At 73.3% G+C, this 25044-nt stretch carries 22 protein-coding genes; 3 read left to right on the top strand and 19 right to left on the bottom strand.

Annotation, left to right across the window (positions count from 1 at the left end):
• The first annotated feature begins 19 nt into the window (after window positions 1-19).
• Both R2737_15215 and R2737_15210 read left to right on the top strand, forming a co-directional pair.
• Complete coding sequence (locus R2737_15215; GenBank protein MEZ5117610.1) at window positions 20-1657, top strand: MFS transporter; 1638 nt, start codon at window positions 20-22, stop codon at window positions 1655-1657.
• Complete coding sequence (locus R2737_15210; GenBank protein ID MEZ5117609.1) at window positions 1654-3036, top strand: hypothetical protein; 1383 nt, start codon at window positions 1654-1656, stop codon at window positions 3034-3036. Before R2737_15215 ends, R2737_15210 begins: the two co-directional genes overlap by 4 nt.
• Window positions 3037-3242: 206 nt before the next feature.
• Here the strand turns inward: R2737_15210 and purL are convergent, their stop codons facing one another.
• The 18 genes from purL to R2737_15120 form a co-directional block, all read right to left on the bottom strand.
• On the bottom strand, window positions 3243-5534 hold the full coding sequence (purL, locus tag R2737_15205) for a phosphoribosylformylglycinamidine synthase subunit PurL (protein MEZ5117608.1): 2292 nt from the start codon (window positions 5532-5534) through the stop codon (window positions 3243-3245).
• A complete protein-coding gene (gene purQ, locus R2737_15200; GenBank protein ID MEZ5117607.1) occupies window positions 5531-6232 on the bottom strand; it encodes a phosphoribosylformylglycinamidine synthase subunit PurQ in 702 nt (233 codons plus the stop codon). Before purQ ends, purL begins: the two co-directional genes overlap by 4 nt.
• Entirely contained in the window at window positions 6229-6492 is a 264-nt protein-coding gene (gene purS / locus R2737_15195; GenBank protein MEZ5117606.1) for a phosphoribosylformylglycinamidine synthase subunit PurS, read from the bottom strand. The genes purQ and purS overlap by 4 nt, the downstream gene beginning before the upstream one ends.
• Window positions 6493-6781: 289 nt before the next feature.
• Window positions 6782-7750 carry a UDP-glucose 4-epimerase GalE gene (gene galE, locus R2737_15190; protein ID MEZ5117605.1) on the bottom strand — a complete coding sequence of 323 codons (969 nt, stop codon included), beginning with the start codon at window positions 7748-7750 and terminating at the stop codon, window positions 6782-6784.
• Window positions 7750-8664 (bottom strand): phosphoribosylaminoimidazolesuccinocarboxamide synthase, encoded by a 915-nt coding sequence (locus R2737_15185; protein ID MEZ5117604.1) that lies wholly within the window; start codon window positions 8662-8664, stop codon window positions 7750-7752. Before R2737_15185 ends, galE begins: the two co-directional genes overlap by 1 nt.
• Window positions 8661-10091 (bottom strand): adenylosuccinate lyase, encoded by a 1431-nt coding sequence (gene purB / locus R2737_15180; protein ID MEZ5117603.1) that lies wholly within the window; start codon window positions 10089-10091, stop codon window positions 8661-8663. The genes R2737_15185 and purB overlap by 4 nt, the downstream gene beginning before the upstream one ends.
• Window positions 10088-11368: a phosphoribosylamine--glycine ligase gene (gene purD, locus R2737_15175; protein ID MEZ5117602.1), complete on the bottom strand. Its 1281-nt coding sequence runs from the start codon at window positions 11366-11368 to the stop codon at window positions 10088-10090. The genes purB and purD overlap by 4 nt, the downstream gene beginning before the upstream one ends.
• A gap of 408 nt (window positions 11369-11776) precedes the next feature.
• Window positions 11777-13123, bottom strand: coding sequence for an aspartate aminotransferase family protein (locus R2737_15170; protein MEZ5117601.1), 1347 nt, complete (start codon window positions 13121-13123; stop codon window positions 11777-11779).
• A gap of 155 nt (window positions 13124-13278) precedes the next feature.
• On the bottom strand, window positions 13279-14364 hold the full coding sequence (locus R2737_15165; GenBank protein MEZ5117600.1) for a GNAT family N-acetyltransferase: 1086 nt from the start codon (window positions 14362-14364) through the stop codon (window positions 13279-13281).
• 71 nt (window positions 14365-14435) lie between these two features.
• The gene (locus R2737_15160; protein MEZ5117599.1) at window positions 14436-15722 is read right to left on the bottom strand and encodes an adenylosuccinate synthase; all 1287 of its coding nucleotides are present in this window, start codon (window positions 15720-15722) and stop codon (window positions 14436-14438) included.
• Between the two features lie 94 nt (window positions 15723-15816).
• A complete protein-coding gene (locus R2737_15155; GenBank protein ID MEZ5117598.1) occupies window positions 15817-16821 on the bottom strand; it encodes an FAD-dependent oxidoreductase in 1005 nt (334 codons plus the stop codon).
• Between the two features lie 106 nt (window positions 16822-16927).
• Complete coding sequence (locus tag R2737_15150) at window positions 16928-17347, bottom strand: DUF3151 domain-containing protein (GenBank protein MEZ5117597.1); 420 nt, start codon at window positions 17345-17347, stop codon at window positions 16928-16930.
• 145 nt (window positions 17348-17492) lie between these two features.
• Window positions 17493-18356 carry a hypothetical protein gene (locus R2737_15145; protein MEZ5117596.1) on the bottom strand — a complete coding sequence of 288 codons (864 nt, stop codon included), beginning with the start codon at window positions 18354-18356 and terminating at the stop codon, window positions 17493-17495.
• A complete protein-coding gene (locus R2737_15140; GenBank protein MEZ5117595.1) occupies window positions 18353-18694 on the bottom strand; it encodes a hypothetical protein in 342 nt (113 codons plus the stop codon). The genes R2737_15145 and R2737_15140 overlap by 4 nt, the downstream gene beginning before the upstream one ends.
• Before the next feature lie 192 nt (window positions 18695-18886).
• Window positions 18887-19912 carry a class II fructose-bisphosphate aldolase gene (fbaA, locus tag R2737_15135; protein ID MEZ5117594.1) on the bottom strand — a complete coding sequence of 342 codons (1026 nt, stop codon included), beginning with the start codon at window positions 19910-19912 and terminating at the stop codon, window positions 18887-18889.
• Between the two features lie 300 nt (window positions 19913-20212).
• Entirely contained in the window at window positions 20213-21613 is a 1401-nt protein-coding gene (locus R2737_15130) for an FAD-dependent oxidoreductase (protein ID MEZ5117593.1), read from the bottom strand.
• A 39-nt stretch (window positions 21614-21652) separates the two neighbouring features.
• Window positions 21653-23023 (bottom strand): MFS transporter, encoded by a 1371-nt coding sequence (locus tag R2737_15125; protein MEZ5117592.1) that lies wholly within the window; start codon window positions 23021-23023, stop codon window positions 21653-21655.
• Between the two features lie 11 nt (window positions 23024-23034).
• Window positions 23035-23682, bottom strand: a complete 648-nt coding sequence (locus tag R2737_15120; protein MEZ5117591.1) for an RNA methyltransferase — start codon at window positions 23680-23682, stop codon at window positions 23035-23037.
• A gap of 53 nt (window positions 23683-23735) precedes the next feature.
• On the opposite strand from R2737_15120, the gene R2737_15115 reads away from it, so the two are divergent.
• Entirely contained in the window at window positions 23736-24473 is a 738-nt protein-coding gene (locus R2737_15115) for a VTT domain-containing protein (protein MEZ5117590.1), read from the top strand.
• Here R2737_15115 and pyrE read toward each other — a convergent pair.
• Window positions 24443-25021, bottom strand: a complete 579-nt coding sequence (pyrE, locus tag R2737_15110) for an orotate phosphoribosyltransferase (protein ID MEZ5117589.1) — start codon at window positions 25019-25021, stop codon at window positions 24443-24445. The genes R2737_15115 and pyrE overlap by 31 nt on opposite strands.
• Window positions 25022-25044: the final 23 nt, after the last annotated feature.

The raw sequence follows: 25044 nt of genomic DNA, 5'->3' as shown, positions 1-25044 counted from the left end.
GCGGCCTAGCATCGGAGGCATGCCGCAGCCCTCCGCCGCGCCCCCGTCGGCGGCCGGGAAGCGAGGGCTCCCGCTGGCGTTCTGGCCGCTGGCCCTGACGTACCTCGCCGTCGCGATGAACATGACGGTCGCCAGCGTCGCGCTGCCCACTCTGTCCACCGACCTGCAGGCCACTGCGTCCCAGTTGGTGTGGGTCGTCAACATCACCGCGCTGGCCAGCGCCGCGTTGATCCTGTTCGCCGGTTCATGGGGTGACCGGTTCGGCCGCAAGCGGCTCCTGCAGATCGGGATCGTGGTGTTCCTGGTCGCCGCGGTCCTGTCGGCCCTGTCGACGTCGATCGTCCAGCTGATCATCCTGCGCGGCCTGACCGGCGTCGGCTCGGCGCTGACCATGCCCGCCGCGCTGGCATTGGCGTTCCACGTGGTGCCCGAGGCGTCGCGGCGGACGGCGGTCGGGATCATCAGCGCGATGCAGGCCGTGGGGTCGCTGCTGGGGCCCGCGGTCGCCGGACTGCTGCTCACGTACTTCTGGTGGGGCTCGGCCTTCCTGTCCGTCACGCCGCTGCTGCTGGCGTCGGTGCTGCTGGCCCACTTCTACATCCCGAAGGACACGCCGCTGCCGTCCGCCACCCGGGAGCCGATGGATGTCTGGGGCGCGACGCTGATGGCGGTCGCGGCGGTCGGCCTGCTGTACGGGGCGGTCACCGCCTCAGCGGGGAGCGACGACCAGGACGTCGTCGCGGCGGTGTCGGCGGGGATCGGCGTGCTGGCCGTCGTCGCGCTGGTGTGGTGGGAGCGACGCTGCCCCAACCCGATCTTTGTGTGGGCGTCGGTGCGCACCCGCGCGTTCTGGGTGCCGACGCTGACGATCCTGCTGGTCCAGTTCGTGCTCGGCGGGATCATGTTCGCCAACACGCAGTACGTGCAGCTGGCGCTGGGCTTCAGCCCGTTCGCCGCCGGGGCTTTCCTGCTGCCGGCCCTGGGCGCGTGGATCGTGGTGTCCGCGACCGCGGGTCTGACCGCGCGCCGGCTCGGCTCCCGCCTCGTGGCCGCACTGGGCCTGGGTGCCGCGACTATCGGCCTGCTGCTGGTGAGCACCAGCTCGCTGGACCCGATGTACGTCGTGCTCGTGGTCGGCCTGGTCCTGGTGGGCTGCATGGGCGTCGCGCCCGCGTTGATGACGCACCTGGCGGTCGACTCGTACCCGGAGAGCCGGCGCACGATCGGCTCGGCGATCAACAGCGTCGCGATGCGGTTCGGCCTGGCGTTCGGCGTCGCGGCCTTCGGCACCGTGATGGCCGCTCGGTACGCCACCTCGCTGGCGCCGTCGCTGGACGGGCTGTCGTCGTCGCAGGCGGACCTGGCCGACAACAGCCTCGGCGGTGCGATCCGGGTGTCGCAGGAGGTCGGGGGGTCCACGGGCGAGGCCCTGGTGTCCGCCGCCCGCGACTCCTTCATGTCCGGCTTCCAGCTGGCGCTGATCGGTGCGGCCGTCGTGCTGGCCCTGGTCACCGTGCTGGTGGCCGTCGCCGCCCCGGGCGCGCCGTCGGTGCCTGCGGACGAGGTGCTCGAGGACGAGGTTCTCGAGGACGCGGTCGAGGAACTGCCCGAATCCGACGATGCCCAGCCCCGCAGCGAGCCCGGAGGAGTGCCGTGAGCCCGAGCGAGACCACCCGACCCGACCGCGAGGCCATCGCGCTCTGGGACAACGCACTGGCGGAGGTGTCGGACCAGGAGACCTGGGTCGCGGAGGCCGTGCAGCAGCTCACCGACGCCCGGCTGGTGCACGAGGGCGTGCTGTCCGTGCGCGTCGCCCGCCCGCGGATCCTCTCGGCGGAGGAGTGCGCGAAGGACCAGGCCGTGGTCTCCGCCGCCGGGGCCTGCCTGGTCGCGGCCGGTGGGCTGGTGCTGTCGGACGCCGGGTTGAGCCGGCGCTACCTGGGCGAGTGGCTGGAGGACTCGCCGTACGCCGACCTGTTCCGGATGCCGTCGGGATACCCGCAGGAGATCAGCGTCGGCCGGTTCGACGGCGTGCGGTCGCCGGACGGGCTGCGGGTCATGGAGTTCAACGGCGGGCTGCCCGGCGGCGTCCTGCCGACGGACGGCTCGGCGTCGGTGATGCGGACGTGGTCGCCGTACGAGCGGCTCGCGTCCCGGTTCCCCGTGCGCATCCCGCAGGTGGGGGCCGAGGTGGTGGCCGGGGTGCGGTCCACGTGGGCCGGGTTCGGCGGGACCGGCGAGCCGGCCGTCGTCTTCGCGGTGCCCGACGAGCTGCGGGACTTCCTCGCGCAGTCGCTGGCGTACATGCTCGACGTCGCCGCGGCCGAGGGGCTGTCGGTGCGGGTGGCCGACCCGGGTGCGCTGTCGTACGCACCCTCGTCGGGTCTCACGCTCGACGGCGCGCGGGTGGACCTGGTGGTGCGGGTGTTCTTCACCACCATGCTGCAGGCGCTCGGATCGCGGCTGGACGCGCTCAACGCCGCGGCCCGCGCGGGCGACGTCTGCCTGATCACCTCGTACCGATCCGGGCTGTTCGGGCACAAGTCGCTGTTCGCGCTGGTGACCGACCCGGCGGTGGACCTGGACGTGCCGGCGGAGGCGCGGTCGTTGGCGATGGCGCACCTGCCGTGGAGCCGGCTGATGGAGGACGTGTCGACGACCGACCCGGCGGGGTCGCGAGTGCGGCTGCTGGACTACGTCGCGGGCGCCCGGGATTCGTTGGTGCTCAAGCCGTCCGACGGCTTCGGCGGCGCCGGGGTGACGCTGGGTTGGGAGCAGTCCCCGGAGCAGTGGCGGGCCGCGGTCGAGACGGCGATGGGCTCCGGGACCTGGATCGTGCAGGCGAAGATCGACCTCACGACCGACGAGTTCCCGGAGCTGGCCCCGGGGTTCGCGCCGCGGACGTACCACGACGACCACAACCCGATCGTGGCCGACGGCCGGATCGTGGGCTACTTCGTCCGGCTCAGCGAGAGCGGCATCACCAACGTCACCTCCGGCGCCGGCTCCGTCGTCCCCACCTTCTTCCTGGAGTGACGCACACCCTCCTCCGGCACGCACGCACGCTACTTCCCGGCCAGGCGCACGGACGCCGCTCCTCGGACCCACCCACATCGCCGAGTGCTCAGTTGTTGTCGTTTCTCGCGCGCGGGAACGACAACAACTGAGCGCTCGCGAAGACGGTGCCGCGTCGGTGGAGGGGGCCGGGGCGACGGCCGGCGGTCGCCGTCGCAGCCCGCGGCTCAGGCGAAGAGGGCGGGGAGGGTGCGGTTGTGCGCCTCGCGCAGCTCGTCGAGCGTGACCGTGAAGAGGTCGTTGAGCGCGAGCACCTGAGTCCCCGGAGCGTGGCCGGCGTCCTCGCCGAGCCCGGAGTCCACGACGCCGATCCGCGCCGCCGGCATCTGCCGGGCCGCGCACATCTCGGTGAACCGGAGTTCCTCCGACCTCGGCACCACGACCACCGCACGGGTCGGGGACTCGGAGAACAGGAACACGAACGGGTCCAGCCCGTCCGGCACCCACATCCGCGCACCCACGCCGGATCGCAGCGCCATCTCCACGATCGCCTGCGCCACACCGCCGTCGGCCACGTCGTGCGCCGCCGTCAGCATCCCGTCGCGGGAGCCCGCGACGAGGATCTCGGCCAGCACGCGCTCCCGGTCCAGGTCCACCGTCGGGGGCCGGCCGCCGAGGTGACCGTGCACCTCGTGCGCCCACTCGCAGCCCGCGAGGTCATCGCCGGTGGTGCCGAGCAGGTAGATGAGCTCGCCGTCCGGACCCCAGGACATCGGGGTGCGCCGGTCCACGTCGTCGATGACGCCCAGCACCCCGACGACCGGGGTCGGGTGGATCGCCGTGTCGCCGGTCTGGTTGTAGAAGGACACGTTCCCGCCGGTCACGGGTACGCCCAGCTCGAGGCACGCGTCGGCCAGCCCGCGGACGGCCTCCGCGAACTGCCACATCACCTCCGGGTCCTCCGGGGACCCGAAGTTCAGGCAGTTGGTGACCGCCAGCGGAACCGCGCCGCTGGCGGCGACGTTGCGGTAGGCCTCCGCCAGCGCGAGTCGCGCGCCCTCGTACGGGTCCAGCTTGGCCATCCGGCCATTGCAGTCCGTGCTGATGGCGACGCCGCGGCCAGACTCCTCGTCGACGCGGACCATGCCGGCGTCCTCGGGCTGGGCCAGCACGGTGTTGCCGAGCACGTAGCGGTCGTACTGCTGGGTGACCCAGGCCTTCGACGCGAGGTTGGGCGACGCAACCATCCGGAGCAGGGTGGCGCGCAGCTCGTCCGGCGCGCTGGGGCGCGCCAGACCAGCCGGGCCGTCCGCCTGGAGCGCGTCGAGGTAGGCCGGGCGCTGCATCGGGCGCTGGTAGACCGGGCCCTCGTGCGCGACGGTGCGCGGCGGGGCGTCCACGATCCGCTCGCCGTGCCAGTCGATGGTGAGCCGGCCGGAGTCGTTGACCTCGCCGATGACGACGGCCTCGACGTCCCAGCGCCGGCAGATCGCCATGAAGTCGTCGATGTGCTCCGGCGTCACGATCGCGCACATGCGCTCCTGCGACTCACTCATGAGGATCTCCTCGGGAGTGAGCGTGGAGTCGCGCAGCGGGACCCGGTCCAGCCAGACGTGCATGCCGCCCTCGCCATTGGAGGCGAGTTCGCTGGTGGCGCAGGAGATTCCAGCGCCACCGAGGTCCTGGATGCCCTCGACCAGCCCGGCGTGCAGCACCTCGAGCGTGCACTCGATGAGCAGCTTCTCCATGAACGGGTCGCCCACCTGGACGCTGGGCCGCTTGGCGGGACCGCCCTCGTCGAAGGTCTCCGACGCCAGCACGCTGACGCCGCCGATCCCGTCGCCGCCGGTGCGGGCGCCGTACAGCACGACCAGGTTGCCGACGCCGCGCGCCGAGGCCAGATGGATGTCCTCGTGGCGCATCGCGCCGACGCACAGCGCGTTGACCAGCGGGTTGCCCGCGTACGACGGGTCGAAGACCACCTCGCCGCCAATGTTGGGCAGCCCCAGGCAGTTCCCGTAGCCGCCGATCCCGGCGACAACGCCCGGAAGCACGCGCTTCGTGTCGGGGTTGTCCGGCGCACCGAACCGCAGCGGGTCCATCACCGCGATCGGTCGGGCACCCATCGACAGGATGTCGCGCACGATCCCGCCGATGCCGGTGGCCGCGCCCTGGTAGGGCTCCACGTACGACGGGTGGTTGTGACTCTCGACCTTGAACGTCACAGCCCATCCGTCGCCGATGTCCACGACGCCGGCGTTCTCGCCGATGCCGACGAGTAGCGCGTCCGTCTCCGGCTTCTTGTCGCCGAACTGCCGCAGGTGCACCTTGCTGGACTTATACGAGCAGTGCTCGCTCCACATGACCGAGTACATCGCCAGCTCGCTGCTGGTGGGGCGACGGCCCAGGATGTCGCGGATCCGCTGGTACTCATCGGGTTTGAGCCCGAGCTCCGCGTACGGCTGATCGGTGTCGGGCTGCTCCTCGGCGTGGTCGACCGAGTCGACGGGGCGCGTCATGACGCCACCAGCGCGGAGAGGACGGAGGTGAAGAAGCGCAGCCCGTCGGTCGTCGGCCCCGTGAGCGGCTCGACCGCGTGCTCGGGGTGGGGCATCAGTCCGACCACGTTGCCACGCGGGTTGCGGATCCCGGCGATGTCGCGGTAGCTGCCATTGGGGTTGACCTCGAGGTAGCGGGCGATGACGCGACCCTCGCCCTCGAGCTCGTCGAGGGTTCGCTCGTCAGCGACGTAGCCGCCCTCGCCGTTCTTCAGCGGGATCACGATCTCCTCGCCGGGCTCGTACCCGTTGGTCCAGGCGCTGTCCGTGGACTCGATCCGCAGCCTCTGATCCCGGCAGACGAAGTGCAGGGAGTCGTTGCGGGTCAGCGCACCCGGGATGAGATGGGTCTCGCACAGGATCTGGAACCCGTTGCAGATGCCCAGCAACGGCAGCCCCTGCTCGGCGCGGGCCACCAGCGGGCCCATGATCGGGGCGAAGCGGGCGATGGCACCGCAGCGCAGGTAGTCGCCGTACGAGAACCCGCCGGGCAGTACGACGGCGTCGACACCGGACAGGTCGTCGTCGCCGTGCCACAGGGGTACGGGGGTCCCGCCGGCGAGCCGAACCGCGCGGGCTGCATCGCGGTCGTCCAGCGAGCCGGGGAACGTGACGACGCCGATGCGGGCGCCGGCCGCGGTCGGGGCGCCGTCGGTCACTGCTGGACCCCGCCCTCGTCGACCACGTGCAGCTCGTAGTCCTCGATCACCGGGTTGGACAGCAGTTGCTCAGCCAGGCGGTGGACCTCGTTGATCCGCTCCAGGTCGAGGTCGCCGTCGAGGTCGATCTCGAAGCGCTTGCCCTGGCGGACGTGGGTCACCCCCTCCAGTCCGAGGCGGGTCAGCGCACCCTGCACGGCGCGGCCCTGCGGGTCGAGGATCTCCGGCTTGAGCATGACGTCGACGACGACGCGGGCCACGGGGACGCTCCTGCGGGTGTGGTGGGTCCAGGCCTGGTTCCTATGGCCGCCAGCGTAGTCGGGGGCGCCGGACCTGCCCCCGCCGCACCCGCCCGGCCCGTGCTGCACCCGGCCCGGCCGCTGTCACTCCCGCCCGGACTCGCTCGCGGCGTACGGCACCCCCGCCTCGCACCACCCGTCACTCGTGCCACCGCCGTGGTGACGTTGCGCCGAGACACGCCGGCGTGTCTCAGCACAACGTCACACTCATGCGAGATCGGGCTGGCGGGGCCGGTCCGGCCACCCGTGGCTACTCCCCGTGGCCGGCCTGCCGGGCGGACCAGGCCGAGGCCACCATGTCCTCCAGCCCCCGGGTGGCGCTCCACCCGAGCCGCTCGCGGATCCGGTCCGCCGAGGCCACCAGCCGGGCCGGGTCACCGGGCCGCCGGGGCGCGACCTCGGCGGCCACGTCGTGCCCGATGACCCGGGACACCATGTCCATCACCTCGAACACCGAGGACCCCTCGCCGCGGCCCACGTTGTAGACCTCGGCCGCCCCGCCGGCCTCGCACTGCGCGGCCGCGGCCACGTGCGCCGACGCCAGGTCCACCACGTGGATGTAGTCGCGGATGCAGGACCCGTCCGGCGTCGGGTAGTCGTCGCCGAACACCTGCGGACGCCGCCCCTCAGACAGCGCGCGGAACACCATCGGGATCAGGTTGAACACCGCGGTGTCGCCCAGGTCGTCCGCCCCGGCGCCGGCGACGTTGAAGTACCGCAGCGACGTCCACGACAGCCCGAGCACCCGGGCGGCGTCGCGCACCGCCCACTCCCCGATCAACTTGGTCTCCCCGTACGGCGACTCCGGCACGGTCGGGGAGTCCTCGCGGACCAGGTCCACGTCGGGCTGCCCGTACACCGCGGCGGACGACGAGAACACCAGCGACCGCGCCCCCGTCTCGGCCATCGCCTCCAGCAGCGAAAGGACCCCGTCGACGTTCTCCCGGTAGTAGTACAGCGGCCGCTCGACCGACTCCCCCACCGCCTTGCGCGCCGCGAGGTGGACCACTCCGGTCACGTCGTAGTCGGACAGCGCACCAGCCACGGCCGCCCGGTCCAGCACCGACGCCTGGATCAGGGGCGCGCCCTCCGGCACCTTCGCCGCGACGCCGCTCGACAGGTCGTCCAGCACCACGACGTCGCGCCCGGAGTCTCGCAGCGCGCGCAGCACGTGCGCCCCGATGTAGCCGGCGCCGCCGGTGAGCAGCCAAGTGGTCATCAGGCGAACGCCTCCCCGGTCAGCCGTTCGTACGCCTCCACGTACTTCGCACGGGTCCGCTCGACCACGTCCTCCGGCAGCGCGGGCGGCGGCTCACCGGAGTCGCGGGACCACCCGGACTCGGCCGACGTCAGCCAGTCGCGGACGTACTGCTTGTCGAACGACGGCTGCGCGTGCCCCGGCTCCCAGGCGTCGAGCGGCCAGTAGCGCGAGGAGTCGGGCGTGAGCACCTCGTCGGCCAGCACGATCCGCCCCGCGTGCCGTCCGGCCAGGCCGACGCCGAACTCCAGCTTGGTGTCGGCGAGGATCAGCCCACGCTGCTGCGCGGTCTCCTCCGCGCGCCGGTAGACCGCAAGGGTGATGCGGCGCAGCTCCTGCGCCTCCTCCTGCCCGATGGTGATGACGACGTCGTCGTACGTCACGTTCTCGTCGTGGTCACCGAGGGCGGCCTTCGTCGCCGGGGTGAAGATGGGCTTGGGCAGCCGCGAGCCGTCCTTGAGGCCCGGCGGAAGACCCACGCCGCAGACGGATCCGCTGGCGACGTAGTCGGTGAGCCCCGAGCCCGCGAGGTAGCCGCGGGCAACGCACTCCACGGGGAACATGTCCAGCGGCTCGCAGAGCATCGCCCGCCCCGCAACCGCGTCGGGCACCTGGGTGGACAGCACGTGGTTCGGTACGAGGTCCTCCAGCCGCTCGAACCACCACAGCGACAGCGCCGTCAGGATGCGACCCTTGTCGGGGATGACCGTCGGCAGCACCCAGTCGTACGCGGAGATCCGGTCGCTCGCGACGAACAGCAGCCGGCCCTCGGGGGTGCCGTAGAGGTCGCGCACCTTGCCGGCGTAGACGTGCTCGTACTCGTTCGGTAGGTCGTACGAGGGAGCGGGGCCGGCGGTGCGGTCGCTGCTGCTCACAGGATGTCCCCGGGGGTGTAGGCGGCGGCGCGCGGGTGCTGCGCGGCGATGTCGGAGACGCGGCGGGCGATCGCGGCCACCTGGTCCCGTGCGGCTCCGGTGAACTCGATCGGCTCTGCCACAAGGGAATCGAGCGTCGCGCGGTCCAGGCCGAGACGCGGGTCGGACACCAGCCGGTCGAACAGGTCGTTGTCCGCGAGTCCCTCCTCGCGCATCTGCAGCGCGACGGCGACCGCGTGCTCCTTGATGGCCTCGTGCGCGGTCTCCCGCCCGACCCCCCGACGCACCGCGGCCATCAGCACCTTGGTCGTTGCGAGGAACGGCAGGTAACGCTCGAGCTCCCGCTCGATGACCGCGGGGAACGCACCGAACTCGTCCAGCACCGTCAGGAAGGTCTCGAACAGCCCGTCGATCGCGAAGAAGGCGTCCGGGAGCGCGACGCGGCGCACGACGGAGCAGAAGACGTCGCCCTCGTTCCACTGCGCCCCAGCGAGTTCCGCGGTCATCGACGCGTAGCCGCGCAGGATGACCGCGAACCCGTTGACCCGCTCGCAGGACCGGGTGTTCATCTTGTGCGGCATGGCGGACGAGCCGACCTGGCCGGGCTTGAACCCCTCGGTCACCAGCTCGTTGCCGGCCATGAGCCGGATCGTGGTGGCCAGGCTGGACGGTCCGGCCGCGACCTGGACGAGTGCGGACAGCACGTCGTGGTCGAGCGAGCGCGGGTAGACCTGGCCGACGCTGGTGAGGACGCGCTCGAAGCCGAGGTGCTCCGCGACCCGGGACTCCAGCGTCGCGAGTCGCTCGGTGTCACCGTCCAGCAGGTCGAGCATGTCCTGCGCGGTGCCGACCGGTCCCTTGATGCCGCGCAACGGGTAGCGGGCGATCAGGTCGTCGAGGCGCTCGTAGGCGACGAGCAGCTCGTCGGCCGCGGACGCGAACCGCTTGCCCAGCGTGGTCGTCTGAGCGGCCACGTTGTGCGACCGGCCGGTCAGCGGCTGGTCGGCGTACGTCGTCGCGAGTTGCGCCAGCCGGGCCAGCGTGGCGACCGTCTTGTCGCGTACGAGCTCCAGGGCGGAGCGGACCTGGAGCTGCTCGACGTTCTCCGTCAGGTCGCGCGAGGTCATGCCCTTGTGCACGTGCTCGTGGCCGGCGAGGGCGTTGAACTCCTCGATCCGTGCCTTGACGTCGTGCCGCGTCACCCGCTCGCGGGCGGCGATGGAGTCGAGGTCGACATCGTCGACGTGCTCCTCGTACGCCGCGATCGCCTCGTCCGGAACGTCGACGCGGAGGTCGCGCTGGGCGCGCAGCACGGCCAACCACAGCCGGCGCTCCAGCACCACCTTGTGCTCCGGGGACCAGATCGCCGTCATCGCCGGGGAGGCGTACCTCGCCGCCAGGACATCGGGGACCGAAGCGCGGCTCACGGGGTGCCCGCCGTCCCGGCGGCGGCCGCGGCGGCAATGTCGGTGCGGTGGTGCGAGCCGGGCAGGTGGATCAGCCGGACCGCCTCGTACGCACGCTCCCGGGCCTGGGCCAGATCGTCGCCGACCGCAGTGACCGACAGCACGCGGCCGCCGGCGGACAGCACCGCACCGTCCGGGCCCGCAGCGGTCCCCGCGTGCAGCACCGACACGTGGTCCATCGCCTCGGCCTCGTCCAGCCCCTCGATCGGGTCGCCGGTACGGGGCGCCGCCGGGTAGCCCTCCGACGCGATGACCACGGTGACCGCGGCCCCGTCGTGCCAGTGCAGCGGACCCACCTCGGCCAGCGCTCCCGTGGCGGCGGCGTGCAGCAACTGCCCAAGCGGCGTGGAGAGCCGGGCCAGCACCACCTGCGTCTCCGGGTCGCCGAAGCGGGCGTTGAACTCGACCACCCGCAGGCCGCGGGACGTCAGCGCGAGGCCGGCGTACAACAGCCCATCGAACGGCGTGCCGCGGTGCCGCATCAGGTCGACGGTCGGCTGCAGCACGCGATCGACGACCTCGTCGACGAGCCCGTCGGGCGCCCAGGGCAGCGGCGAGTAGGCGCCCATGCCGCCGGTGTTGGGGCCAGTGTCGCCGTCGCCGACGCGCTTGAAGTCCTGCGCCGGCTGCAGCGGCACGACGGTGGTCCCGTCGGTGACGGCGAACAGCGACACCTCCGGGCCGTCCAGGTACTCCTCGACCACCACCTGGGCGCCGTCGCCGCGGGCGAGGCAGGCATCGGCGTGCGCGAGGGCCGCGTCGCGGTCGTCGGTGACCACGACCCCCTTGCCGGCGGCGAGGCCGTCGTCCTTGACCACGTACGGGGGCCCGAACTGGTCCAGCGCCGCGGCGACCTCGTCGTGCGTGGTGCACAGGTGGGACATCGCGGTGGGTACGCCGGCCTCGGCCATGACCTGCTTGGCGAAGGCCTTGCTGCCCTCGATCTGGGCGGCGGCTCGGCTCGGGCCGAAGCAGGGGATGCCGCGGGCGCGCACCGCGTCCCCGGCGCCAGCAACGAGGGGTACCTCGGGGCCGATCACGACCAGGTCGGCCTCGACGGTGGTCGCCAGGTGAGCGACCGCCTCGGGGTCGGCCGCGTCGACCGGCACGGTCTCGGCGTCGCGGGCGATGCCGGCGTTGCCGGGCGCGCAGACGACCTCGGACACGTCGTCGTCGGCGAGCAGCGACCGCACCAGCGCGTGCTCCCGCGCCCCCGACCCGATGACCAGCACCTTCACGGCGCCGACCCTACCGACGCTCGCCCGGACCCCCACGCCCCCCGCCCGCCACGCCCCGGGCACCGGGGGTAGGTTCGCGACCACACCCCACCCCAACGGCACACGATCCGCTATGCGGATCGTGTGCCGTTGGGGTGCGGCGTGTCGGGCCCAGGCCCGGGAACACGATCCGGACGGTGGGACGGGTGAGTCCGGTGGGGCGGCCAGCCGCAGGGGCCCCGCTGAGTGGACCGCTCACCCTGGGGCCGCTCACCCCGAGGGCCGCGTCACCCGCGGCCCCTCGCGCCATCCGCGGCCCCTCGCGCCATCCGCGGCCCCCGCGTCGCCCGCCGGCTGACGCCACCCGCGCCCCAGCCGTCACATCACCCGGATCGTGTGCCCAAGAGTGACAAGCGGGACGGCCCGACCTCAGCCTTCGTAGTGGGCGTCGACCAGGGTGAAGACCTCGTCGAGGATGGCGAGACCCTCCTTGGCCTCCTCCGCGGTGACCACGCACGGCGGCACCACGTGCATCCGGTTGAAGTTGGCGAACGGCAGCAGCCCGCGCTTCTTCGACTCCGCCTGCAGCTGCACCATCGCAGGCGAGGTGCCGGCGTACGGCGCCAACGGCTCGCGGGTCTCCCGGTTCTTCACCAGGTCCAGCGCCCAGAAGACGCCCAGGCCGCGGACCTCGCCGATCACCGGGTGCCGCTCCTGCAGGTCGCGCAGCCCCGGCCCGAGCACGTCCTCGCCGATCGCCGCGGCGTGCTCCACGATCCGCTCCTCGCGCATCGCGTCGATGGACGCCACGATCGACGCCGCCGCCAGCGGGTGCCCGGAGTACGTGAGGCCGCCCGGGAACACCCGCTCGTCGAACGTCGCCGCGATCTCGTCGGAGATCACCACGCCGCCGACGGGGACGTATCCGGAGTTGGAGCCCTTCGCCCACGTGATCAGGTCCGGCACCACGTTCCAGTGGTCGAACGCGAACCACTCGCCGGTGCGGCCGAACCCGGCCATCACCTCGTCCAGGATCAGCATGATCCCGTACTTCGTCGCCAGCTCGCGCACGCCGGCCAGGTATCCCGGCGGCGGCACCAGCACGCCCGCGGTCCCGACGACGGTCTCGATCAGGATCGCCGCGATCGTCGACGGGCCCTCGAACTGGATGACCTGCTCCAGGTGCTGCAGCGCCCGCGCCGACTCCTCGGCCTCGGTCGTCGCCCAGAACGACGTGCGGTACAGGTAGGGGCCGAAGAAGTGCACGTGGTCCTCGGCGAACTCGTTCGGCCAGCGCCGCGGGTCACCGGTCGCGACGATCGCCGCGCCGGTGTTGCCGTGGTACGAGCGGTAGAACGACATCACCTTGCGGCGGCCGGTGTGCAGCCGCGCCATCCGGACCGCGTTCTCGTTGGCGTCGGCGCCGCCGTTGGTGAAGAAGACCTTGTTCATGCCCGCCGGGGACAGGTCGGCGATGCGCTGCGCCGCCTCGCCGCGCACGTCGTTGGCGTGCTGCGGGGCGATGGTGGCCAGCTTGGCCGCCTGCTCCTGGATCGCGGCGACGACCTTGGGGTGCTGGTGCCCGATGTTGACGTTCACCAGCTGGGACGAGAAGTCCAGGTATCGGTTGCCCTCGTAGTCCCAGACGGTGCTGCCCTCGGCCCCGGCAATGCACAGCGGGTTGAGCGCGCCCTGCGCCGACCACGAGTGGAACACGTGCGCGCGGTCGAGCTCGAGGACGCGGGCGCCCTGGGCGGGGTCGGGGGTGACGGTCATGGGAAGGCTCCCTGGCAGGTCCGGACACGGGTCGTCGACGCGCGCATGCAGTCCGCGTACGCGGGCCACGCGCCGACGCCGCCCAGCGTAGGCAGCGCGCGGCACCCCCGACCCCGCCAGCCTGTCAGGGCGTACGGCCGTCGCCGGACACAGTGTCAGTCGGCGGGTCGGCGCTCGCAGGCCTCGGCGCCCGGGGAAGCCGCCACCCGGGCGACCAGCCCTGCCCGCACCACCGGCCACTCCGCAGCCACGACGGAGAACAGCACCGTGTCCCGCAGCGTCCCGTCCGAGCGGCGCTGGTACCACCGCAGCACGCCCTCGTACCGCGCCCCCAGCCGGCGGATCGCCGCCTGCGACCGGTGGTTGCGGATGTCGGTCTTCAGTTGCACCCGACCCATCCCGCCGACCTCGAACGCCCACGCCATCAGCAGCAGCTTGCACTCGGGGTTGACGACCGTGCCCCACACGTCCGGCGCGTAGGTCGTCGACCCGATCTCCACCCGTGCGTCGCCCGGCGCCGCCTCGAGGTACGAGGTCGTGCCGATGACCTCGCCGGCTGCCCGGTCACCGAGGGGTACGCGCAGCCGCACGGTCCAGGGGAACCAGGCCGGGTCGGCCCGCTTGCCCTCGATCAGCGCGCGCATCCCGGCCGGGTCGGCCGGACGCCCGGCCACGTGCGCCCACACCGCGTCGTGGTCGAGCGCCGCGAACAGCTCGTCGCCGTCGCGGTCGGGGTCGGACGCCGTCAGCTCCACGTAGCGCCCGCGCAGCACGGAGCCGTCCGGAGGCGGCCACACCGGGACCGGCCACGCCACCTCGCGCGGATCAGCGACGGCCACCGACTCCCACAGCGCCGACGACGACCGCGACATCAGCACCAGGCCGTCCCGCTCCCCGTCGACCCCGAAGCCGATCTCCGCGTGGAACGACACCGACTCCTCGTTGACCACCGACGTCACGCAGCGCACGGTGCGTCGCCCGCCCAGCGCCATCTCGGTCGCGAACCGGTCGTGCAGCAGCCGCCCCAGCCCGCTGCCGCGCTCCGACGGCGCGACGCCGACGAAGTGCACGTAGCCCTCGTCCGGGGCGTCGGTGGACGTGAAGCCCACGAGGAACCCGAGCAGGTCACCAGACCGCGACTCCGCGATCAGGCTCGTCCCGGCGAAGTGCTCGAAGAACAGCCTCGGCAGCATCGCCGCCATCGGGCGGCCGTCCCACCACTCGTCGACGACCGCGGCCACGCGCGCGTGGTCCTCGGGCAGGGGCCGCCGCAGTACCCACCCACCCGGCGTCGACACCGCTGACTCGCAGGTCAGGAGATCAGGTCACGCAGCGCGATGGTCGCGTTGCGGTCCTGGCCCACTCCGATGGCACTGATCGGCGCACCCGAGGCGTCCTGCAGGAACCGCACGTACGCCTGCGCGTTCGGCGGCAGGTCCTGGAACGTCTTCGCCGTCGAGATGTCCTCCGACCAGCCGGGCAGGTACTCGTACACCGGCTTCGCGTGGTGGAACTCGGTCTGCGTCACCGGCATCTCGTCGACGATCGTTCCTTCGACGTCGTACGCGACGCACACCGGGATCTGCTCGAACCCGGTGAGCACGTCCAGCTTGGTGAGGAAGAAGTCGGTCAACCCGTTGACACGAGTCGCGTAACGCGCGATGACCGCGTCGAACCAGCCGCACCGGCGCGGGCGACCGGTGGTGACGCCGCGCTCCCCGCCGATCTCCCGCAGCCGCTCGCCGTCGTCGTCGAACAGCTCGGTGGGGAACGGCCCCGAGCCCACGCGGGTCGTGTAGGCCTTGAGGATCCCGATGACCCGCGTGACCTTCGTCGGGCCGATACCCGCTCCGGCGCAGGCACCTCCGGCCGTCGGGTTCGAGGACGTGACGAACGGGTAGGTCCCGTGGTCGACGTCGAGGAGCGTGCCCTGGCCGCCCTCGAGCAGCACGACCCGGCCCTCGTCCAGCGCCCGGTTGAGCAGCAGCGAGGTGTCCTGGACGTACGGCCGCAACGGGTCCGCGTACGCCAGCAGCTCGTCCACGACGCGGTCGACATCCATCGCCCGGATGTTGAACACCTTGACCAGGATCTGGTTCTTGTTGTGCAGGGCGCCTTCGACCTTCTGCCGGAGGATCCCGGGGTCGAACAGGTCCTGGACCCGGATGCCGAGGCGCGCGACCTTGTCGCCGTACGTCGGCCCGATGCCGCGGCCAGTCGTCCCGATCTTGTTGCGGCCCAGGAAGCGCTCGGTGACCTTGTCGAGGGTCACGTGGTACGGCGTGATGAGGTGCGCGTTGGCGCTGAGCGCCAGCGCGGACGTGTCGACGCCGCGCGCCTCCAGCCCGGCGATCTCCTCCATCAGCACGGCCGGGTCGACCACGACGCCGTTGCCGATGACGGGGACGACGCTGGGGGTGAGGATGCCGCTGGGGAGCAGGTGCAGGGCGAACTTCTGGTCGCCGATGACGACGGTGTGGCCGGCGTTGTTGCCGCCCTGGTAGCGCACCACGTAGTCGACGCGGCCGCCGAGCAGGTCGGTCGCCTTGCCCTTGCCCTCGTCGCCCCACTGGGCACCGACGAGCACGATCGCCGGCATGGGTGGGCTCCTCCCCCTGGCGGACCGGGACGGGCAGGAAGGCTACCGGAGCGGCGCGCTGCGCAGCCTTCCCGTACGAGAGCGGCGCGCGCGGTCAGCCCGCGCGCACCAGGTCGACCAGCGCCCGGCCGAGGTCGCGGCCGGACAGCCAGGCGCACTCGACCCGGGGGCCGGCGTGCCACCCGTCCCCGGCCAGCGCCACCCGAGTGTCGGGGTCGAGGTGGTAGGGCTCGGGCCACGCGGTCACCGGGCGGGCGTACGTCCAGCGCTTGACCTCGATCCACTCCGGGTCGGCGGTGGCGCCGAGCACCCGACGGATCGACGCGAGCATCGCCGGCGCGATCGTCTCGGGCTCGCGCAGGTACCGGGCGCTCGCGACCGGGTCCGCGTGCGCCACCAGCACCGCCGCGTCGTCCCCCCGGCGACGGCCGTCGTCGGCGATCCACGTGACGACCGGGTCGTCGTTGACGAAGACGCCGTCCAGCTCCGGCCAGCAGCGCTCCGCGTACACCGCGACCAGCGCGATGACCGGCTCCCACAGCACGCCCTCGGTGGCGCGGCGGGTCGGGCGGAAGGCCGGGTTCCCCGGCTCGATCAGCCGCCGCACCTGTGGGTCGGGCATGCACAGCGCGACCGCTGCCGCCGGCTCGTCGTCCACCCTCGGCAGGCCGTCGTCACCGAGCCGGACCGCGCCGACCTCGTGGTGCGGGCAGAGGGTGACGCCGTCCTCGGGCAGGTCGCCGACCATGGCCTCGACCAGGGAGCGCAGGCCGTGCGGGGCGGAGTAGCGCAACGGCCCCGTCGTCGTGCCGCGCAGCCCCTCCGGCCCGGCGACCGCGAACGTCTCCGTCCACGCCCGGGCCAGCCCTCGGTCCACCCAGCCGTCGACCAGCGCGCGGAAGTCGGGGTCGTGCGCGGTGAGGTACGAGGCGCCGAGGTCGACCGCGTGCCCGTCGTACGGCGTGCCGGTGTCGCGCAGCGTGCGCACCGCCAGCCGGCCGCCCCAGCGGCGGCCCCGGTCGGACAGGCGCACGGGGACCCCGGCGCGCGCGAGCTCGGTGGCGCAGGCGGCCCCCGCGATGCCCCCGCCCACGACCACGACCGGCGCGGTATCGGACGGCGGGCTGGCTGGTCCGGACGAACCGGCCGGCCCGGCTGGTCCGGGGGGCGGGGCGGGGTCGTCGGTCACGGGCGGCTCGGATCCGTCAGGACCAGCGCAGCTGGGCCGCGGCGACCGGGTCGCAGTCGCGCAGGAACGCCTCGACCCGCTCCGGTTCGCCGTCCTCGCCGATGGCGGCGGCGGCCCGGCCGAGGGCGGCCAGGGAGCGCAGGAACCCGCGGTTCGGCTCGTGCTCCCACGGCACCGGGCCGGCGCCCTTCCAGCCGTTGCGGCGCAGCGCGTCCAGGCCGCGGTGGTAGCCGACCCGGGCGTACGCGTACGACGCGATGACCTCGCCGGCGTCCCAGGCCCGGTCGGCCAGCGTGGCCCAGGCCAGGCTGGACGCCGGGTGGCGGGCGGCCACCGCGGCCGGGTCGTCGCCGGCGTAGATCTCGGCCTCGGCCTCGGGGTCCGCGGGCAGCAGCGTGGGCGGCGGGCCGCCGAGCAGGTTCTCGTGCACCGTCACGCCCGCCATCCTCCACCCCCGGCCCCGCGGGCGCCCCCCGGTCCGGCACTCCCGGTCTCGGCCTCCATCCCCGCAGAAGTGAGCCGACTGGTTGTTACCCGGGCCATCGGGGGCCGGGTAACAACCGTTCGGCTCACTTCTGTGATCACGAAGCCCGGGCGGAGTGCGGGACGGCGGCCCGCGAAACCGCGGAGCCGCTTGCGGCGCGGTCCGCGGCGCGCGCGTGGGCCAGCAGCACCCGCCGGCACAGGCCGGCCCGGTCGTATGCGACGTCCTCCCAGCCCCAGCGCACGAAGACCCAGCCGGCCCGCTCCAGCGACTCCTGCCGCCGCTTCTCCGCGTAGAGGGCCCGGGCGTCGGTGTACTTCAGGCTGCCGTCGGCTTCCCCGAGCAGCCGGACATGCGGCCAGCCGAGGTCGGACCAGTACCGCCGGCCGTCGTCACCGGTCACCGGGTAGCCCACCTCAGGCCTGGGCAACCCGGCCAGCAGCAGTACCCCGCGCGAGCAGGACTCGAACCCGTTCTCGGCCGCCGGATCGGCGAACTCCACAGCTCGTCGCGCCGCCGCAATCCCCCAGATCGGCCCCGCCTCACGGGCGGTACGGCGCAGCAGGTCCCGTTGCGGCTCCACCGCCGAGGCCGTCCGGACCACCGCCCGCTCCCAGGACGGGTCGACCCACGGGTCGGGCCACGAGCCGGACCACGGATCGGACGATGGATCAGCGCCTGCATGGCCGCCCCATCCCGCGTCCGCCAGCACGAGGCGGCGGAGCACCGCGTCGACCACCATGAGCGCCTCGGGCAGCGGTCGGGTGCACGCGACGTCGATCGCGGTGCGGGCCAGGGTTGTCACCGCCAGGCCGTCGACCTCGGTCAGGTGGTGCGGCGGGAGGTCCCGGCGCCACCGGCGCCACCCCTCCTCCGGCCGGCTCCCGGACACGGCGCCGCCGGTGCCGGTCAGATCCACGACGGTGGGCAGGTCGGCCGGGTGCAGCGCCGGCTGCGTCACGCCGTGCACCAGGACCGCGGACGCGTGGCTGGGGGCCGTACGCCCGTCCGTGGCCGCGACGGGGCCCGCACCCGGCCCAGGGTCACGGGTCCCGGACCCGGCCCGGACCGGCCCGCCCACTCAGCCGACCCAGCCAGCCCCACTGCCTCCGCCACCCCGGCAGGCTCGACGACTAGCAGGCCTCGCCCCAGCCGCCGGACCCCGCCGCGGGCGACCGCTGCGCGCAGCTGGCCCCGGGTCCACCCGGCCGCGAACGCCTCCGCGACGGCGAACGGCCGGTCGCCGAACGCCGCGGCCAGCCCGGCGGAGGTGTCCAGCGGGGCACGGATGCGCGGCATGTGCCGCACCCTGCCGGGTCGTACGGATCCCGACCAGCCGTCGTCCACAGGCCCCGGGCCCCACAGAAGTGAGCCGAGCGGTTGTTACCCGGCCCCGACCGGGGCGGGTAGCAACCGCTCGGCTCACAAACGCGGGTGGGCCGGCCAGACCAGCCGGACCAGCAGGTCAAGCGGACCAGCGGGGCACAGGGCTCAGGAGCCCATCGCGGTGCCGGCGGAGCGGAGGTCCTGGCAGGCCTCGACCACGCGGGCGGCCATCGAGGCCTCGGCCTCCTTGCCGTACGCGCGCGGGTCGTACTTCTTCTTGTTGCCGACCTCGCCGTCGATCTTGAGCACGCCGTCGTAGTTCGTCATCATCCAGCCGGCGATCGGCCGGGTGAACGCGTACTGCGTGTCGGTGTCGACGTTCATCTTCACCACGCCGTAGTCCAGCGCCTCCCGGATCTCCGACAGCAGCGAGCCGGACCCGCCGTGGAACACCAGGTCGAACGGCTTCTCCACGCCGTACTTCGCGCCGACCGCGTCCTGGATCTCCTTCAGGATCGACGGCGTCAGCACCACGTTGCCGGGCTTGTAGACGCCGTGCACGTTGCCGAACGTCGCCGCCACCATGTAGCGCCCGCGCTCGCCGAGGCCGAGCTTCTCCGCGGTGGCCAGGCCGTCCTCGGGGGTGGAGTACAGCTTCGCGTCGTGCTTGGCCTCGACGCCGTCCTCCTCGCCGCCGACGACGCCGATCTCGAGCTCCATGATGATGTTGGCCCGGTGGCACTTGTCGAGGAGCTCCTCGGCGATGTCGAGGTTCTCCTCCAGCGGCACGGCCGAGCCGTCCCACATGTGGGACTGGAACAGCGGCTGCTCGCCGCGCGCCACGCGCTCCAGGGAGATGTCGATGAGCGGGCGCATGTAGCCGTCCAGCTTGTCCTTCGGGCAGTGGTCGGTGTGCAGCGCCACGTTGATCGGGTAGTGCTTGGCGATCGAGTGCACGAAGTCGGCCAGCGCCTCGGCGCCGTAGACCATGTTCTTCACCATCTGGCCGGACGCGAACTCCGCGCCGCCCCACGAGAACTGGATGATCCCGTCGCTCTCGGCCTCGGCGAAGCCGCGCAGCGCGGCGATGGCGGTCTGGGAGGAGGTCACGTTGATGGCCGGGTAGGCGAAGTGACCGGCCTTGGCCCGGTCGAGCATCTGGGCGTAGACCTCGGGGGTGGCGATGGGCATGCGGTTCTCAGCTCCTGGGTGCCTGCGGTGACAGGGGTCCGACCGGGGCGCGGACCCCGGTCACTGGCGGACAACCCTTCCACAGAACCCGGCAGGGCGGGAGGGGACGTCCGGCCACCAGCGACGGGACCTCAGCCCGCTCGTTCCCCGCCGGACCACGGCCCCCAGCCCGACACGTCCGCTCCGGATGCCGGCCCCCAGCCCGACACGTCCGCTCCGTACGCCGGCCCCCAGCCCGACACGTCCGCTCCGTACGCCGGCCCCCAGCCCGACACCGGCGCTCCCCTGGACGAAGGCCCGTCAGCCGCCCGCGTCGCCCCCGGCGCCGGCGCCCGCGGCCACCAGGTCGGCCGCCTTGCGCGCGGCGATCAGCACCGGGTCCCAGACCGGGGAGAACGGTGGCGCGTACGCCAGGTCCAGCCCCGCCACCTCCTCCACGGTCATCCCGTTCCACAGCGCCACCGCCGCGGTGTCGATCCGCTTCGCCGAACCGGACCGCCCGACGATCTGCGCCCCGAGCAGCAGCCCGGTGCGCCTCTCCGCGATCACCTTGGTCGTCATCGGCTGCGCGCCGGGGAAGTAGCCGGCGCGAGTCGTCGACGCCAGCGACGCGGTGACGAACTCGTACCCCGCCCGCGTCGCGTCCACCTCCCGCAGCCCGGTCCGCGCGATCTCCAGGTCGCACACCTTGCTGACGGCGGTGCGCACCACGCCGGGGAAGGTGAGGTACCCGCCGCCGAGGTTCACCCCGATCACCCGGCCCTGCTTGTTCGCGTGCGTGCCGAGGGGCACGTGCACCAGCTCCCCCGTCACCCGGTCGCGGCACTCGACGCAGTCCCCGCCGGACCACACCGTCGGGTGGCCGACGACCCGCTGCCGCACGTCGGTGACCAGCCCGCCGTGCGGCCCCAGCGGCAGCCCGGCCGCCTCCGCCAGCGCGGTGTTCGGCTTCACACCCAGCCCCAGCACGACCAGGTCCGCCTCGTACGTCCCCGAGTCGGTGACCACGGCCCGCGCCCGCCCGTCCGGCCCGACCGCGATCTCGCGCACCGGGTGCCCGGACGCGACGGTGACGCCCATCCCCTCGATCGCCTTGCGCACCAGCCGGCCCATGTCCGGGTCCAGCGTGCTCATCGGCTCGTCCGCCATGTCGACGACGGTCACCGTGAGCCCGCGGTCGCACATGGCCTCGGCCATCTCGATCCCGATGTACCCCGCGCCGACGACGACCGCCCGCTGCGGCGACTCCGCCAGCGCGTCCAGCAGCGCGAGCCCGTCGTCGATGGTCTGCACGCCGTACACCCCCGGCGCGTCGATCCCCGGCACCGGCGGGCGCACCGGGACCGCCCCGGTCGCGATCACCAGGTCGTCGTAGTCGAGGTCGTACTCGGAGCCCTCCACGCGGTCGCGCACCCGCACCCGGCCGCGGTCGACATCGATCGCCACCGCCTCCTGCCCGGTCCGCAGGTCGATCCCGTTGGCGCGGTGCTGCTCCGGCGTGCGCGCGATGAGAGCGTCCGGTCCGGCCACCTGGCCGGCCACCCAGTACGGGATGCCGCAGGCCGAGTACGACGTCCACGGCTGGCGCTCGATGGCGACGATGTCCAGGTCGTCGGGGTCGCGTCGGCGCCGGCGGGCCTGGGAGGCGGCCGACATGCCGGCGGCGTCGGCGCCGATGACGACGAGTCGTGAGGCGGTCATGCCTCGATCGTCGTACGGGACCCCGCCGCTGTCAGCGGGTCAGGTGGACGCGGCCCGTGGCGTCGCCGCGTCGGTGTAGTGGAACGCGGGCAGCCGTCGCACCTGCGGGTCGAGCATCGCCAGCAGCAGCGGGACCGCGATCACCGCGGCGCACAGCCACAGCGCGGACCCGGTGCCCAGCGCCAGCGCCACCGGCCCCGCGATCGCCAGGCCCACCGGCTGCAGCAGCGAGGAGCCGAGCCAGTCGTATGCGGACACCCGCGATAGCGAGTCCTCGGGCACGTTCTGCTGGAGCGCGGTGTCCCACAGCACGGAGAACACGTCGATCGCGACACCAGCGACGAACGCGGTCACCGCGATGAGCCACAGCGGCGCGGGAATGGCCAGCAGGGCGAACGGCACAGCCACCAGCGGGGCCGCGGCCACCGCCACGAACATCGGCCGCCGCGGCCGCAGCCGCATCGCGACGAACACGCCCAGCACGGTGCCCACGGCCTCCGCGGTGAGCAGCACCGCCCACGGCCCGGCGCCGCCGAGCACCTCGTTGGACTGCACCGGCCCGAGCACGCCGAGCCCGGCGGCCAGGCCGAGGTTGACGAACGCGAAGCCGACGACGACCACCACGACCCAGCGGCGGGACGAGAACTCCCGCCATCCGCCGCGCAGCTCGCGCAGCGGCGCCCAGGACCCCTCGCGCGACGCGTGCCGGGACCGGATGCCGACCAGCAGGACCGCGGCGGCGAAGAAGGTGAGGGCATCCACCAGGACCGCCCAGCCGGCGCCGAGGGTGGTGATGAGGACGCCCGCGGCGGCCGTCCCGAGGATGCGCGCCACGTTGGTCGCCAGCCGGAGCAGCGCGTTGGCGGCCTGCAGCCGGCCCTGCTCGACGATGTCGGGGACGATCCCGGTGAGTGCGGGGAACAGGAAGGCGACGGCGACGCCGTTGAGGGCGGCCAGCGCGGCGATCGCCGAGACCGTGGCGTTGCCCGTGAGCAGGAGCAGCGCCGCGGCGAGGGTGACGGCGCCGGCGAGCAGCTCGGCGGCCATCATCACGCGGGCGCGGGGGAACCGGTCTGCCAGCACGCCGCCGAACAGCATGAACACGATCTGCGGGACCGCCTGCGCCGTCAGCACGAGGCCCAGGCTCGAGGCGTCACCGCCGGGCAGGTCGAGGACCGCGAACGCCAGCGCGATCGGGGTGAGCGCGCCGCCGAAGACCGACACCACCCGGGCCAGGAACAGCAGGGCGAAGTCGCGGTCGCGCAGCAGCGACAGGTCGGCCCGCCAGCGGTGGCCGTCCGGCCCCTCGGGCGGAGTGGCGGGAGGCAGTGCGGCGGCCCCAACACGCGCCAGCCCGGCCGCGCCGCCGTCGCCGGAACGCGGCGCGGAGTCGCTGCCCGGCGCCGTCACGTCGGACGACGCTAGCCGACCGGCTGGTCGAAGAGGTGCCGCCGCACCCAGGCGTGCATGGCGATGGCCGCCGCCGCCCCGGCGTTGATGGACCGGGTGGACCCGTACTGCGCGATCGACAGCACGTCCGCGCACGCCTCCCGGGCCTCCTCGGACAGCCCCGGGCCCTCCTGACCCAGCAGCAGCACGCAGGCCGCGGGGAGGTCATACGTCTCCAGCGGCACCGCACCGGGCAGGTTGTCGACGCCGAGCACGGGCAGCCCGGCGCCGGACGCCCATGCCGCCAGGTCGGCCACGGAGTCGTGGTGGCGCAGGTGCTGGTAGCGGTCGGTCACCATCGCCCCGCGCCGGTTCCACCGACGCCGGCCGACGATGTGCACTTCGGCGGCCAGGAAGGCGTTCGCGGTCCGCACCACGGAGCCGATGTTGAGGTCGTGGGCGAAGTTCTCCACGGCCACGTGGAAGGGGTGCCGGCGGGTGTCCAGGTCCGCGACGATCGCGTCGACGGTCCAGTACCGGTAGCGGTCGGCGACGTTGCGCCGGTCGCCGTCGGCGAGCAGCTCGCGGTCGTAGCGCGGGTCGTCCGGCCACTGCCCCTGCCACGGGCCGACGCCGACGACCGCCGACGGCCCCTCGGCGTCCCCGGTCGGCCCGGTCACCGGCGCCCCGCCTCGAATCGGCGTCGTCGGGCACGGCCGGATAGCCTCATCGGGTGGACCTCCTCGCCGCGGTGGTGGCGCTCGGCCCGGACTGGCTGAACCCCGAGACGCTGCTGACGACCCTCGGCGACATCGCCTTCTGGGTCGTGCTGGGCATCATCTTCGCCGAGTGCGGCCTGCTCATCGGGTTCTTCCTGCCGGGCGACTCGCTGCTCTTCGTGACCGGCCTGTTCATCGCGTCGGGCTACATCACGCTCAACATCTGGGTCGCGGTCGTCCTGCTGATCGCGGCCGCGATCCTCGGCAACGCCACCGGCTACTGGATCGGCTACAAGGTCGGCCCCGCACTGTTCCGCAGGCCGGACTCCAGGCTGTTCAAGCAGGAGTATGTCGACAAGACGCACGAGTTCTTCGAGCGGTACGGCGCCCGCGCGATCGTGCTGGCCCGGTTCGTCCCGATCGTGCGGACGTTCATCACGGCGATCGCCGGCGTCGCCCGGATGGACTTCCGCCGGTACATGACGTACTCCGCGATCGGCGGCGTGCTGTGGGCCGGCGGCGTGACCCTCGCCGGCTACTACCTGGGCACCATCCCCTGGGTGAAGGACAACGTGGAGATCATCCTCATCGCCGTGGTGGTGGTGAGCGTGATCCCGATCGTCATCGAGTACTGGCGGCACAAGCGCGAGAAGGCGCGGCTCGCAGCGGCGGGCGGGCCCGCGTCCGCACCCGCGCCGGCCGACGAGCCCGGCGACGACGCTCAGGCCAGCCCGAGGTCGGTCAGCGAGTAGGCAGCCAGGTACGGCAGGCCGGCTGCCGCGACCGCCGGCGCGGCCCCGCGCTCGACGATCACCGCGACCCCGACCACCTCCGCGCCCGCCTCGCGCAGCGCCTCCACGGCCGTCAGCACCGAGCCGCCGGTGGTGGAGGTGTCCTCCACGGCCAGCACCCGGCGCCCGGCCACGTCCGGGCCCTCGATCCGCCGCTGCAGGCCGTGCGCCTTGCCCTCCTTGCGTACGACGAAGGCGTCCAGCCGCCGCCCCCGGGCGGCGGCGGCGTGCAGCATCGCCGTGGCGACCGGGTCGGCGCCCAGGGTGAGGCCGCCGACGGCGTCGTACGCCAGGTCCGCGGTGAGGTCGAGCATCACCCGGCCGACCAGCGGCGCGGCCTCGGCGTCCAGGGTCACCCGGCGCAGGTCGACGTAGTAGTCCGCCTCGCGTCCGGAGGACAGGACCACGCGGCCGTGGACCACGGCCTTGCCGACGATCTGGGCGCGCAGGGCCTCGCGGTCGTGGTCGGCGTGATCGGCGTGAACGGTGGCGGCCGGGGCATCGGTCATGCGCCGGAGCCTACGGAGGGGCG

This window comes from Candidatus Nanopelagicales bacterium, assembly GCA_041393815.1.
In the GTDB taxonomy this organism is placed as follows: Bacteria; Actinomycetota; Actinomycetes; order S36-B12; family JAWKJK01; genus JAWKJK01.
The sequence above is the reverse complement of the archived record's forward strand: the minus strand, read 5'-3'. Positions and strand labels throughout refer to the sequence as shown.

Coding starts and splice junctions, on each gene's coding strand:
- R2737_15215 (MEZ5117610.1), top strand. CDS start 20: ATGCCGCAGCCCTCCGCCGCGCCCCCGTCGGCGGCCGGGAAGCGAGGG.
- purL (MEZ5117608.1), bottom strand. CDS start 5,534: ATGACGCGCCCCGTCGACTCGGTCGACCACGCCGAGGAGCAGCCCGAC.
- galE (MEZ5117605.1), bottom strand. CDS start 7,750: ATGACCACTTGGCTGCTCACCGGCGGCGCCGGCTACATCGGGGCGCAC.
- R2737_15170 (MEZ5117601.1), bottom strand. CDS start 13,123: ATGACCGTCACCCCCGACCCCGCCCAGGGCGCCCGCGTCCTCGAGCTC.
- R2737_15160 (MEZ5117599.1), bottom strand. CDS start 15,722: ATGCCGGCGATCGTGCTCGTCGGTGCCCAGTGGGGCGACGAGGGCAAG.
- R2737_15140 (MEZ5117595.1), bottom strand. CDS start 18,694: ATGCCGCGCATCCGTGCCCCGCTGGACACCTCCGCCGGGCTGGCCGCG.
- fbaA (MEZ5117594.1), bottom strand. CDS start 19,912: ATGCCCATCGCCACCCCCGAGGTCTACGCCCAGATGCTCGACCGGGCC.
- R2737_15130 (MEZ5117593.1), bottom strand. CDS start 21,613: ATGACCGCCTCACGACTCGTCGTCATCGGCGCCGACGCCGCCGGCATG.
- pyrE (MEZ5117589.1), bottom strand. CDS start 25,021: ATGACCGATGCCCCGGCCGCCACCGTTCACGCCGATCACGCCGACCAC.